12 protein-coding genes are annotated in these 12687 nt (G+C 67.4%); 6 read left to right on the forward strand and 6 right to left on the reverse strand.

Going from position 1 to position 12687, the window contains the following annotated elements; all coding sequences use genetic code 11:
* Positions 1–20 precede the first annotated feature (20 nt).
* A complete protein-coding gene (locus J7U46_RS15800; protein ID WP_282827508.1) occupies positions 21–2168 on the forward strand; it encodes a M3 family metallopeptidase in 2148 nt (715 codons plus the stop codon).
* A gap of 7 nt (positions 2169–2175) precedes the next feature.
* On the opposite strand, the gene J7U46_RS15805 is transcribed toward J7U46_RS15800, so the two are convergent.
* The 3 genes from J7U46_RS15805 to J7U46_RS15815 all read right to left on the reverse strand — a co-directional run bounded on the left by J7U46_RS15805 (position 2176) and on the right by J7U46_RS15815 (position 5954).
* A complete protein-coding gene (locus tag J7U46_RS15805) occupies positions 2176–4476 on the reverse strand; it encodes an AAA family ATPase (RefSeq protein WP_282827510.1) in 2301 nt (766 codons plus the stop codon).
* A 104-nt stretch (positions 4477–4580) separates the two neighbouring features.
* Entirely contained in the window at positions 4581–4862 is a 282-nt protein-coding gene (locus J7U46_RS15810; RefSeq protein ID WP_282827512.1) for a DUF3567 domain-containing protein, read from the reverse strand.
* A 132-nt stretch (positions 4863–4994) separates the two neighbouring features.
* Complete coding sequence (locus J7U46_RS15815) at positions 4995–5954, reverse strand: DUF3108 domain-containing protein (protein WP_282827514.1); 960 nt, start codon at positions 5952–5954, stop codon at positions 4995–4997.
* A 52-nt stretch (positions 5955–6006) separates the two neighbouring features.
* Between J7U46_RS15815 and J7U46_RS15820 the strand changes: the two genes are divergently transcribed.
* The 3 genes from J7U46_RS15820 (at position 6007) to J7U46_RS15830 (ending at position 8697) form a co-directional block, all read left to right on the forward strand.
* Positions 6007–7005: a fumarylacetoacetate hydrolase family protein gene (locus J7U46_RS15820; RefSeq protein WP_282827517.1), complete on the forward strand. Its 999-nt coding sequence runs from the start codon at positions 6007–6009 to the stop codon at positions 7003–7005.
* 82 nt (positions 7006–7087) lie between these two features.
* A complete protein-coding gene (locus tag J7U46_RS15825; RefSeq protein WP_282827518.1) occupies positions 7088–8023 on the forward strand; it encodes a nucleoside hydrolase in 936 nt (311 codons plus the stop codon).
* Positions 8020–8697: a DUF4197 domain-containing protein gene (locus J7U46_RS15830; RefSeq protein ID WP_282827520.1), complete on the forward strand. Its 678-nt coding sequence runs from the start codon at positions 8020–8022 to the stop codon at positions 8695–8697. The genes J7U46_RS15825 and J7U46_RS15830 overlap by 4 nt, the downstream gene beginning before the upstream one ends.
* On the opposite strand, the gene J7U46_RS15835 is transcribed toward J7U46_RS15830, so the two are convergent.
* Positions 8698–9510, reverse strand: coding sequence for a hypothetical protein (locus J7U46_RS15835; protein WP_282827522.1), 813 nt, complete (start codon positions 9508–9510; stop codon positions 8698–8700).
* A complete protein-coding gene (locus J7U46_RS15840) occupies positions 9507–10349 on the reverse strand; it encodes a prohibitin family protein (protein WP_282827523.1) in 843 nt (280 codons plus the stop codon). The genes J7U46_RS15835 and J7U46_RS15840 overlap by 4 nt, the downstream gene beginning before the upstream one ends.
* A 162-nt stretch (positions 10350–10511) precedes the next feature.
* On the opposite strand from J7U46_RS15840, the gene J7U46_RS15845 reads away from it, so the two are divergent.
* Positions 10512–11231, forward strand: coding sequence for a ProQ/FinO family protein (locus J7U46_RS15845; RefSeq protein ID WP_282827525.1), 720 nt, complete (start codon positions 10512–10514; stop codon positions 11229–11231).
* Here J7U46_RS15845 and J7U46_RS15850 read toward each other — a convergent pair.
* Positions 11188–11583, reverse strand: a complete 396-nt coding sequence (locus J7U46_RS15850) for a rhodanese-like domain-containing protein (RefSeq protein WP_282827528.1) — start codon at positions 11581–11583, stop codon at positions 11188–11190. The genes J7U46_RS15845 and J7U46_RS15850 overlap by 44 nt on opposite strands.
* Before the next feature lie 33 nt (positions 11584–11616).
* Between J7U46_RS15850 and J7U46_RS15855 the strand changes: the two genes are divergently transcribed.
* Positions 11617–12675 carry a homocysteine S-methyltransferase family protein gene (locus J7U46_RS15855; RefSeq protein WP_282827530.1) on the forward strand — a complete coding sequence of 353 codons (1059 nt, stop codon included), beginning with the start codon at positions 11617–11619 and terminating at the stop codon, positions 12673–12675.
* Positions 12676–12687 lie beyond the last annotated feature (12 nt).

Genomic DNA, 12687 nt, shown 5'->3' on the forward strand with positions numbered 1-12687 from the left:
CCGCATTTGGAGCCTGTCCCATGAGGATTTCCCGCTTGTCTCGTGCCATGGCCGCGACCGCCACCCTGGCCGCTGCCGCTTCGCTGAGCCTGGCCCAACCGGCCACCGACAACCCGCTGCTCAAGCCCAGCACGCTGCCCCTGCAGTACCCGGCCTTCGACAAGATCGCCGACACGCATTTCGGCCCGGCCCTGGACGCCGGCATGGCGGAGCAATTGGCCGAGGTCGAAGCCATCGCCAACAACCCGGCGGCCGCCACGTTCGAGAACACCATCGTCGCGCTCGAGAAGAGCGGCAAGACCCTGGGCCGCGCCAGCACCGTGCTGTTCTCGCTGCTGGGCGCCGATACCAACCCGGCCCGTCAGAAGCTGCAGGCCGACTACGCCGCCAAGCTCTCGGCCCACCGCGATGCGATCTCCTTGAATGCCAAGCTGTTCGCCCGTATCCAGGCGCTGAACGCCCAGCGCGACAAGCTCGGCCTCGATGCCGAGTCCGTGCGCCTGATCGAGCGCTACCAGCGCAACTTCGTGCGCGCCGGTGCCCAGCTGAACGAGGCGCAGAAGACCCGCATCAAGGCCATCAACTCGGAAATGGCCACGCTGTCCACGCGCTTCAACCAGAACGTGCTGGCCGAAGTCAATGACTCGGCCCTCGTGGTCGACACCGCCGAGCAGCTCGCCGGCCTCACGCCCGATCAGATTGCCGGTGCCGCCGCAGCGGCCAAGGCCCGCAAACTGGAAGGCAAGTACGTCATCGCCCTGCTCAACACCACGGGCCAGCCCTACCTGAATCAGCTGACCGACCGCGCGCTGCGCGAGCGCCTGTACAAGGCCTCGGTGGCGCGTGGCAGCCGTGGCAACAGCTTCGACAACACCGCCATCGTGGCCCGCGTCGCCACGCTTCGTGCCGAGCGCGCCGCCCTGCTGGGCTTTGCCACGCATGCCGACTATGTGCTGCAGGACGAGACCGCCAAAACGCCGCAGGCCGTGAACGACATGCTGGGCAAGCTGGCCCCCGCCGCCGTGGCCTCGGCCAAGCGCGAGGCCGCCGAGCTGCAAGCCCTGATCGACCAGGAGCAAGCCGCCAAGAAGCAGCCCACCTTCAAGCTCGAAGCCTGGGACTGGAGCCTCTATAGCGAACGCCTGCGCGCCGCCAAGTACGGCTTCGATGAATCGCAGCTCAAGCCCTACCTGGAGCTGAAGACGGTGCTGGAGCAAGGCGTGTTCTACGCCGCCGGCCAGCTCTACGGCCTCAAGTTCAAGCAGCGCGCCGACCTGCCGGTCTACCACCCGAGCGTGACCGTCTACGACGTCTACAACGCCGACGGCTCGCAGCTGGCCATCTTCATCGCCGACATGTACTCGCGCCCCAGCAAGCGCGGCGGTGCCTGGATGAATGCCTATGTGCAGCAGAACAAGCTGCTCGGCACCCTGCCCGTGGTGGCCAACCACCTGAACATCCCGCCCCCGGCCGCCGGCCAGCCCACGCTCCTGACCTGGGATGAGGTCAACACCATGTTCCATGAGTTCGGCCATGCGCTGCACGGCATGTTCTCGAACGTGATGTTCCCGAGCTTCTCGGGCACCAGCGTGCCGCGCGACTTCGTCGAGTACCCCTCGCAGGTCAACGAGATGTGGGCCAGCTGGCCCAGCGTGCTGGCCAACTACGCGCGTCACCACAAGACCGGCGAGCCCATGCCGCAGGCCTTGCTGGACAAGGTGGCGGCCGCCAAGAAGTTCAACCAGGGCTATGCCACAACCGAGTACCTGGCCGCCGCCCTGCTGGACCAGCGCTGGCACCAGCTGAAGGCCGCCGATGTGCCCGCCGCCGACCAGGTGATGGCCTTCGAAGCCAAGGCGCTGAAGGAAGCTGGCGTCGACTTCGCCCCGGTGCCGCCGCGCTACCGCACGCCCTACTTCAGCCACATCATGGGCGGCTACTCGGCCGGTTATTACGCCTACATCTGGAGCGAGGTGCTGGACGCCAACACGGTGGCCTGGTTCAACGCCAACGGCGGCCTGAAGCGCGAGAACGGCGACAAGTTCCGCGCGACGTTGCTGTCACGCGGCGGTGCCGAAGACGCGATCCAGATGTTCGTCAAGCTGACCGGCCATGCGCCGCAGATCGAGCCGTTGCTGGTGAAGCGCGGCCTGGTGACGGCCAAGTAAATGCGATCTACCTGAAACCGATACCGCGTCTTTGCCGGACCTCCGGCTTGACGCGGTGCTCGGACTCCAGCTGGGCGAGGAACTCGTCCGGCGTGAAGGCCTCGCCGAGGATGGCGACCTGCTCGGCCACGGCGGCGAAGTCGCCATGGGTCAGCTGGTCCAGCAAGGCCAGCCGCTCGCGCTGCTCGGCGCTCAGTGCCATCCCATCACCGCCCAGCGCCTCGCGTGCAAACATGCGCTCGCGCTGCTCGGCCTTGAGCGGATGGAAGCGGATCTTGAAGGCGAAGCGGCGCAAGGCCGCCTCGTCCAGCTCGTCGAACAGATTGGTCGTGCAGATGAAGAGCCCGTCGAAGCGCTCCATGCCGGCCAGCATCTCGTTGACCTCGCTCACCTCGTAGTTGCGCTCGGCCCGGCGGCGGCTGCGCAGAAAGCTGTCGGCTTCATCGAGCAGCAGCACCGCGCCCTCATGGGCGGCCGCCTCGAACATGCGGGCCATGTTGGTCTCGGTCTCGCCGACAAATTTGCTCATCAGGTCGCTGGCCTGGCGCACCATCAGCGGCCGGTGCAGCGATTGAGCGATGTGCTCGGCCAGGGCCGTCTTGCCAGTGCCCGGCGGGCCGAAGAAGCAGAGATTGCCACGCCCCCGGCGCTGCAGGGCCTCGACGATGCGCGGTATCTCGAAGCGCGATTCGCAGTTCAAGAGCTCGGGCTCGTACTGCGTCACGACCTGACGAGTGCGGGAGTCCTGGCCGCTCGTGCCCAGGGCCTTGTCGGCATTCAGCAGCTGGCGTTCGATCAGCTGCTCGCTGTTCGCCCCATCGCCGGCCAGTTGGGCAAAGCGTACCGCCGTGCGGATCTGCGCCGGCGTGAGTGCGCGGCGCTCGGCCAGGCGTTCGGCAAAGCCCTCGCCGACCTTGACCTCGGCCAGCGCCCGCTGCACCAGGCCGAGGCGCGCGCCGGGTGGCGGCGACTTCAGCTCCAGGTGGTACTGGAAGCGGCGGCGGAAGGCCGGGTCGATCTGCTCGATGCGATTGGTGACCCAGACCACCGGCACCGGGTTGGTCTCGAGGATCTGGTTGACCCAGGCCTTGCCGCTGACCGAGGCCGAATGCGGTGCCTCCAGCGCCGAATCGAGCCGGGCCATCAGCTGCATGGTGTCGCTGGACAGCGGCGGGAACACGTCCTCCACCTCGTCGAACAGCAAGGCCACCTTCTCGCTGGCCTTGAGGAATTGCTGGCTGATCTGCAGCGAGCGGTAGCGGTCGCGGCCGGTGAGCGAATTGCCGTCGCGGTCCGCGTACTCGACCTCGTAGAGATCGAGGCCCGCCTCCTCGGCCGCCACCTTGGCCAGCTCGGTCTTGCCGGTACCGGGCGGGCCGTAGAGCAGCACATTGACACCGGGCTCGCGCCGCTCCACGGCCTGGCGCAAGAGCGTGCCCAGCACCTGCAGGTCCTCAGCCACGAACTGGAAGTCGCGGCCGGTGAGCGTGCTCTTGACCACGGGCCGCGTGAACACGGCCATCAGGTCATGCGGCCCTTGGTACTCGCGCATCAGCACCGGCGGCAGTTGATCGCTGACCTTCATCAGGTCGGCCAGGTCGGTGATGTTGTGCTCCGAGATCAGGTTCTCGACCATGCCTATGCGCTCGAGCCGCGAGCCGGCGCGCAGGGCCTCGGCCACATCGCGCTCGTCCACGCCAGCCACGGCAGCAATCGCTGCGAAGGCCTCCTGCGCGTTGTTGACCTTGAACTCGACCAGGGCGCCGCGCAGCTCGCGCTGGTAGCGGGCCAGCGTGCCGTAGAGCAGCAGCGCGCGCTCGGCCGGGTTGAGCTGCAGGAGGTTGCCGAGCGCGGCGATGTTCTTCTCGACCAGGGTGTGCTCGCGCTTCAACTGCCGGTCCAGGTGGTCGCAGGTGGTGGCGAGCACGGCCAGCACGTCCTTCGGCGCGTCCTTCACATACTCGTCGAGGTAGAAGAACAGCGTGGCCTCGGCGAAGGGGCCGCTCCAGACACCGAAGCGGTCGAGGAAGGCGGCGTCATCGAGCGCTGCATGCCCAGCCCACAGCTCGTTGCCTTGCACGCGGCGTTCAAGGAACTCGCGCAGCCGCGTCAGCACGCGCACCGGCCAGACCAGGTGGCGGCCGGTGAAGGACAAAAGGCCGTTGAAATCGCGCCGCAGGTTGAAGCGGCCGGCATGGCGCACCGTCAGCGTCAGCACGAAATGCGAGCACATGCGATCCAGCACCGGGGCATTGCTGAGCCCGGGCGAAGCCAGCACACGTTGCTGCTCTGCCAGACGCTTGACCATGGGGCCACTCCTCGCTACCTGCGCCCGCCCCTTCGTGGGGCGGCGTGGTCCGATCTTGGCGCAGCGCGGCGCCAAGAACAAGGGCCCCGAAGGGCCCCTGCTGTTCAATGCATCACGACGGGCTGCTGTCCCATGTTCGCGTAGCGCTCGATGAAATCGTCCAGCTCGTCCTCGGAGGGCTCACGGTCGCCGATCAGCGCCTCGACGCCTTCCTGGAACTGCTGGGCCATGGCCCCCTCGATGAAGATCTCTCGCCGAGCGAACTTGTCGACGATCTCGAAGCCACCCCGGCTGAGACATTGCGAGGCCTCTTCGCTGACGCCCGTATCAACCGGCACCTCGAACTGGACCACGATGTAGCTGGGGGAGTTGTAAAGCATGTGCATGAGAACTCTCCTATGGCCGGTAGCTGGATCCAGACTAAGCGCATTCAAGGGCGCTCTGGAACAAATACTGGCAGAAAGCCCCTTATCTCGGGGGAATCCATGAGACCGCCCTGTGGTGGAAGCGGCACAAGATCACGGCGCGGGCGGCTGCTCGTCACGCTGCAGCAGCAATTCCCAGCGCAGCACCCCACCCTGCACATGGCGCACGCGCACCGGCAGGTGGTGGCGGGCCGGATCCAGCCACAGCTCGATGCGGGCATCCCAGGCGCCCACCGGCTCGCGCAGCAGGTGCAGGCTCTGCGCCAGGCGCCCGGCCGGCAGCTCGATGCCTTCCTGATCCAGCACACGGAAATGCCATTGCTGCAGCTCGCCCTTCAGCGTGGCCACCGGCATCACGAGTTCGGTGCCGCTCTGGTAGCGCTGCGGCTCGGCATCCACGAGGGCGGCGAGTTGCAGCCACCAGCTGATACGGTCTTGCGCGCCCTCCTGCAAGGGCAAGAGGGCCGGGCTGGCCGAGAAGCTGATCAGGCCCTCGTCGCGCCGGAAGTTCGTGGCCTGGCGGTCGCGTGGACCTTGCTTGCCCTGCTGCCTTTGCGCAAAGCGGCGCGGTGCGAGGCCGCTCTCGGGGTCCAGGTCACCGAGGCTGCGCCAGGCCGGCAGGGCCTTGCCCTCGAGCTCGCGCTCCAGCAAGGCCTCGTAGTGCCCCTCGCTCGGCCGCCAGCTGAGGCGCGCCGTGCCCTGCTTGTCGCCCTGGACCAGCAGGTACTGCCAGCTGAAGCCTGCCACGGTCTGCGGCGCGGCGGTCGCTGCGACGGCTTGCTCCGGCATGGTCCGCGCAGCCCGGCCGGGCACGCGAGCCGGGCGCGGGGCCTCAACGGGTGCCGGCTCCGCCTGGGCCGCAGGCGCTAACTCGGGCAGCAGCAGGCTGGTCGTCACCACGCGCGCCTGTACGCCCAAGGGCAAGGCCGGCGCACGGGCCATCAGGCTCCAGACCAGCAGGGCATGCAGGCCCACGGCCGCTACCAAGGCGCCCACCAGCACCGGGCGGCGGGGCGAGGAAGGCAATGGGGTCGTCGGCAGGGCTTGCAGCATGTGGACAATGCTAGCCAACGCGGAAGACATTCCGCATCGTCACCGAATAGCAATGAAACTCGCCACCTACAACGACGGCTCCCGCGACGGCCAATTGCTGGTCGTCTCGCGCGACCTGAGCCAGGCCCATTTCGCCAGCGGCATCGCCACCCGCATGCAGCAGCTGCTCGACGACTGGAACTTCGTCGCGCCGCAGCTGGAAGAAATCTCCCAGAACCTCAACCACGGCAAGGCCCGCCATGCCTTCCCGTTCGAGCCGCAGCGCTGCATGGCGCCATTGCCGCGCGCCTACCAGTGGGCCGATGGCTCGGCCTACATCAACCATGTGGAGCTGGTGCGCAAGGCCCGTGGCGCCGAGGTGCCCGAGAGCTTCTACACCGACCCGCTGATGTACCAGGGCGGCAGCGACGATTTCCTCGGCGCCTGCGAAGGCGCACGCTTCGTCTCCGAGGCCATGGGCATCGACTTCGAGGCCGAGATCGCCGTGATCACCGGCGACGTGGCCATGGGCACCGGCCCCGATGCGGCGCTGGAAGGTGTGCGCCTCGTGATGCTGGCCAACGACTGGAGCCTGCGCAACCTGATCCCGAACGAGCTGGCCAAGGGCTTCGGCTTCTTCCAGAGCAAACCGGCCACGGCCTTCAGCCCGGTGGCGGTGACGCCCGATGAGCTGGGCGAGGCCTGGAAGAAGGGACGATTGCACCTCACGCTGCAGACCATGTGGAACGGCCGCAAGGTCGGCCAATGCGAGGCCGGGCCGGAGATGACCTTCCACTTCGGCCAGCTGATCGCCCACATCGCCAAGACGCGCAATGTGCGAGCCGGCTCCATCGTCGGCTCGGGCACGGTCAGCAACAAGGACTGGGCCAAGGGCTACAGCTGCATCGCCGAGAAGCGCGCCATCGAGATGATCGAGAGCGGCGGCGAGGCCAAGACCGAGTTCATGAAGTTCGGCGACACGGTGCGCATCGAGATGAAGGGCAAGGACGGTCAGAGCCTGTTCGGCGCGATTGAGCAGGATGTGCTGCCGCTGCACGAGGAAGCGAAATGAGGACCGAGCGCAGGGCCGCTCCCAAGCCGGTCCTCATCCCCTCGGGGGATCGACCGACGTACCCGTCGGGCGAGGGGCTCACATGACCCCACGTCAAATCCTCATCGACACCGATCCGGGCCAGGACGATGCCATCGCCATCCTGCTTGCCCTGGCCAGCCCGGAGCTGGAAGTCCTGGGCATCACGACCGTCGCCGGCAATGTGCCGCTTCGGCTGACCAGCCGCAATGCCCGCATCATCTGCGAGCTGGCCGGCCGCAGCGACATCCCGGTCTACGCCGGTGCCGACAAACCCTTGCAGCGCGCCCTGGTCACGGCCGAATTCGTGCATGGCAAGAGCGGCCTGGACGGCATCACCCTGCCCGAGCCGCAGATGCCGCTGCGCGAAGGCCATGCGGTGAATTTCCTGATCGAGACGCTGATGGCGCGCGAAGGCGTCACCGTCTGCGCGCTGGGGCCGCTGACCAATATCGCCCTGGCCTTGCAGAAGGAACCCCGCATCGCCCAGCGCATCGAGCGCATCGTGCTGATGGGTGGTGGCTACTTCGAGGGTGGCAACATCACGCCGGCCGCCGAGTTCAATTTCTATGTGGACCCGCAGGCGGCGGCTCAAGTGTTTGCGGCCGGCATCCCGATCACGATGGCGCCGCTGGACGTGACCCACCAGGCGCTCACCACGCGGCCGCGCATCGCCGCGCTGCGCGCCCTCGGCAATCGCGTGGGCGAAGCTGCGGCCGCGTGGATGGAATTCTTCGAGCGTTTTGACGAAGAGAAATACGGCCAGGAAGGCGGGCCACTGCACGACCCCTGCGTGATCGCCTGGCTCTTGAAGCCCGAGCTGTTCACCGGCCGGCGCTGCAACGTCGAGATCGAGACCGGCAGCGAGCTGACCCTGGGCATGAGCGTGGTCGACTGGTGGGGCGTCACCCGCCGGCCGCAGAATGCGCTGGTGCTGGGCGGCATCGATGCCGACGGCTATTTCCGCTTGATCACCGAAAGACTGGGAGTGCTGCCATGAAGCGTCGTGATTTCACCCTTGTTGCGGGCTCCGGCCTGCTGATGCCGTCGGCCTTTGCGGCCGCCCTCAGCGAGACCGACGCCGCCAGCGGCATCCGCGCGGCGCTGGAGCGCGGCGCCGAATCGGCCGTGGCCCTGCTCGGCAAGAACGACGGCTTCATGGGCAACCCGCTGGTGCGTATCGAACTGCCCGAGCGGCTCAAGAGCGCCGTCAAGCTCCTGAAGGCCACCGGCCAGGGCAAGAAGGTCGATGAGCTGCTGCTGGCCATGAACCGCGCGGCCGAAGCCGCCGTGCCGGCTGCCAAGCCCCTGCTCGTGAAGGCGGTGAGGGACATCAGCGTGGAAGACGCCTTGAAGCTCGTGCGCGGCGGCAACGACAAGGCGGTGACCGATTTCTTCGCCGGCAAGACCCGCGAACCGCTGTCGGCAAAGTTCCTGCCCATCGTCACGCAAGCCACCGAGAAGGTGGCGCTGGCCGACAAGTACAACGCTGTCGCCGGCAAGGCCGCGGGCATGGGCCTCATGAAGGGCGAAGACGCCAACATCCAGCAGTACGTCACCGCCCGCGCGCTCGACGGCCTGTTCCTGATGATCGGTGAGGAAGAAAAGAAGATCCGCCAGGATCCGATAGGCACGGGCAGCGCGCTGCTGAAGAAGGTGTTCGGCAAGCTTTGATCAAGGCGACGGCCGCACAAAGCGCCTTATCGCCTCGACCAGCTCGGCATCCTGGCCGACAAAGCCGTGCGGCGAGCGGCCTTCGCAGGCATCGCCACTGCCGCCCGGGCCGCCCTTGATCAGCTGCTGCTCCAGGCGCGCATTGCGCAGGCGCTTGGCCACCTCGGCCATTTGCCGGGGCGGCGAGCGCGGGCAGTCGTCGTCGGCATGTCCGAGCAGCAGCACTGGCTGACGGATGGCGGCGAGGTCCAGGTCGAAGACCGATTGCGAGGTCCAGGTCTTGCGGCCCATGGGCGTGCCCACCGTCAGGATGGAACTGAGCACGACCCCATCGGGCGCGGCTGCACCTTGCAGGCGCGAGGCGGCGTTGACGGTCGAGATCGTGCCGCGGCTGGTGCCCACCAGCCAGACCTGGCCGCCGCCCTGGACGGCGCGCAGCGTCTCGATCAGGCGGCCGAGGTCTGCGGCATGACGCGGGTCGGTGCGAAAGCCCGCGAGGCCGTCGTCGCCGGCCTGCTGGTCCGAGGGCGCATCGACCAGCGCCGTGCCAAAGCCCTGGGCCTGCAGCAGCGGCTGCGCACGCACCAGGGCATTGCCCTTCAGCGCGGTTGCGCAACCCTTTTCATCGAGCTTGAGATGGCCGCCACCGCCGGCCAGCAGAACCAGCGTGATCGCTGGCTCTGCGCTCGGCGGGTTCAGCGAAAAGGCCTGGCTCGCGCCCTCGCGCACCGCCAGGCTGCGCAGCTCGCCGCAAGGCGCCGCCTGGACGGCGCCGGCGGCGGCCAGCATCAGCAGGGCCAGCGCCGCCCTCATTTGGCGCTGCTACCGCTCGGGTTCAGCTGGATGAAGGGCGTGCCGCCACCGGTGTAGTGGGGCAGGCGGCCGTCCCACTTCTTGATGGCGTCGGCCTCGTTCTCCAGCTGCTTCAGGCGCAGCAGTTCGGGCGTCACTTCCTGGCGCTTGGCCTTCAGCGACTCGGCCTCGCCGCGCGCCTTGGCCAGCGCCTGCTCGGCTTCCACCTTGATGCGCTCCAGGTCACGCTCGGCGGTCAGCTTCTTCTGCTCGGCCTCGACCTTGGCTTCAATCGCCTTGTCGAACACGGCCGAGAAGTCGTAATTCACTGCAGCCAGCGAGTCCACGATCACGCCATGGCGCTTCAGGCGCTGCTCCAGCGCGTCACGGATCTTGCTGCTGACTTCGGTGCGCTTGGTCACCAGCTCCTCGGCCGTGTACTGCGCAGTGATCGCCTTGGTCGATTCCTGCGCGGCAGGCTCGATCACGCGGGAAGCCACGGCGTTTTCATTGCCGATGGCCTGGTAGGTTTGGGCCACCAGGGCCGGGTCCAGACGCCAATTCAATGCCGCCGAGACGGCCACCTGCTGCAGGTCTTTCGAAGCGGCCACACCCTTGCCCTCGTTCTTCTGCAGGCGCACATCGATCATGTGGACCCGGTTCACGAAGGGCATGACGAAATGCAGGCCCTCGCCCAGCGGCTCGGGATCGACCTTGCCGAAGGTGGTGATCACGCCGCGCGTCCCGGACTGCACGATGCGCACCGGATTGATCATGCTGATCAGGACGATCACGGCGACGACGCCGACAGCGATCTTGGGCAGGGCGCCGAAGCGCGACGACGATGACGAGGAATACATGGCTCCTTCTCCTTCAGAGGTGTTGTGATTGAGGGCCGCAGGCTAGCAGTGCTGGGGTGCATCGCAAGTCGCCATCGGACGAACGGCTGGCACAAGCGCATGAGCTGCGTGGACAATACGGCCCTTTCCGAACCGAACGGCGCCAGCGCCTGACCTGCATTCATGACCGAGACCACTCCCCTGCCCGAGGCCACCGCCAGCGAGGCGCCCGAGGCCAACGAGGCAGCCGAACAGACGCCTGAAGCGAGCGCGGCTGCAGCGCCCACGCTGAGCCCGGCCGAGGTGGCTTCGCAACTGAAGGCGTTGTTCCCGGCCCTGTTCACCGGCATGCAGAAGCCCTTGAAGCTGCGCATCCAGGCCGACATCCAGCAACGCGCGCCGGGCAAGTTCACCAAGGCCCAGCTGTCCGCCTTCCTGCGCCGCCACACCGGCAGCACCGGCTACCTGATCGCCCTGGGCAAGGCCACGCACCGCTACGACCTGGACGGCAATGCCGGCGACGAACTGCTCGAAGAGCACCGCCTGGCCGCCCGCGAGGAACTGAAGCGCCGCCGTGGCGTGCAGCAGGAACGCGAGGCGCTGGAAAACCAGCAGCGCATGAACCGCGCCCAGCTGCTGCGCGATTTCCAGCGCACCACGCTGACCGAGGCCAACTTCTGCGTGCTGAAGGGCCTGAGCCCGGAAGAGCTGCCGGGCATCCTCGAGATCGCCAAGCGTGAAGCGGCCGAGCGGCCGGCGATGGAACCTCAGCAAGCGCGCGAGCCGCGCCCGGACCTGCGCCGCCAGCCGCGCCGCGAAGGCGGCGGTGGCCGCCCCGGCGGCAAGCCCGGCAACGGCCCTACATCTGCTCCCAAGGCAGGCCGTCGAAACGCCAGCCGCTGAGGCGGCCGCGCTGAAAATTGGCGTCGAGCTCACCCTCGAAGCCATGCACGACATTGACCACCTCGCTGAAGCCGGCGGCCTCCAGGGCCTCGCCGGCCGTCAGCGTGCGCTGGCCTGAGCGGCAGATCAGCACCACCGGCCGGTCCAACTGGCCATCGACCTCGCGCCTCACCTGGGCGACGAACTGGGCCGCATCGGCCTGCATCTCGGGGTACTCGTACCAGGCCAGGTGCACCACGCCGGGCGGATGGCCCACGTAGAGGTATTCCAGCTCCATGCGGATGTCGAGGAACAGCGCCTGCGGTCGTTCCTGCAGATAGGCGTGCGCATCCTTGGGCAGCAGGTGCTTCATGGGGTCTTTGGCCTGTGTTCCTACAATCGGGGCATGAACGACGCCTCTTCCATCCGCTACACGCGCGGCGCCCAGCTGCCGGACATTCTGCAACAACGGATCGCCATCCTCGACGGCGCCATGGGCACGATGATCCAGCGCTACAAGCTCGGTGAGGCCGACTACCGCGGTGAGCGATTTGCCGAGCATCACAAGGACCTGAAGGGCAACAACGACCTGCTGGTGCTGACCAAGCCCGAGGTCATCAGCGAGATCCACGAGCAGTACCTGGCCGCTGGCGCCGACATCATCGAGACCAACACCTTCGGCACCACCACGGTGGCGCAGGAAGACTACGAGCTCGGCGAGTACGCCTACGAAATGAACGTGGCCGCCGCCAAGCTCGCCCGCGCCGCCTGCGACAAGTACTCGACGCCCGACAAGCCCCGCTTCGCCGCCGGCGCCCTCGGCCCCACGCCACGCACCGCGTCCATCAGCCCGGACGTGAATGACCCCGGCGCCCGCAATGTCGATTTCGACACCCTGCGTGCGGCCTACTACGAGCAGGCCAAGGGCTTGCTGGAAGGCGGGGTCGACCTGTTCCTCGTGGAGACCATCTTCGACACGCTGAACGCCAAGGCCGCCATCTTCGCGCTGGACGAGCTGATGGAAGACACGGGCGAGCGCCTGCCGGTCATCATCTCCGGCACGGTGACGGACGCGTCCGGCCGCATCCTCTCGGGCCAGACGGTCACCGCCTTCTGGCACTCGGTGCGTCATGCCAAGCCGCTGGCCATCGGCCTGAACTGCGCCCTCGGTGCCACGCTGATGCGGCCCTACATCGAGGAGCTGGCCAAGGTGGCCGGTTCGACGGCCATCAGCTGCTATCCGAATGCCGGCCTGCCCAACCCGATGAGCGACACCGGCTTCGACGAAACGCCGGACGTGACTGGCCGATTGATGGAAGAGTTCGCCAAGAGCGGCTTCCTCAACATCGCCGGCGGCTGCTGCGGCACGACGCCGGGGCATATCGCGGCGATTGCGGCCAAGGTTTCGGCCTACAAACCACGCCTCAGCGGGCAGAAGTTTTTCAGCGAGTTGGTCGAGGCCTGAACTTTGCTGAAG

The sequence above is a fragment of the Pelomonas sp. V22 genome, assembly GCF_030014915.1.
Taxonomy (GTDB): domain Bacteria; phylum Pseudomonadota; class Gammaproteobacteria; order Burkholderiales; family Burkholderiaceae_C; genus JAUASW01.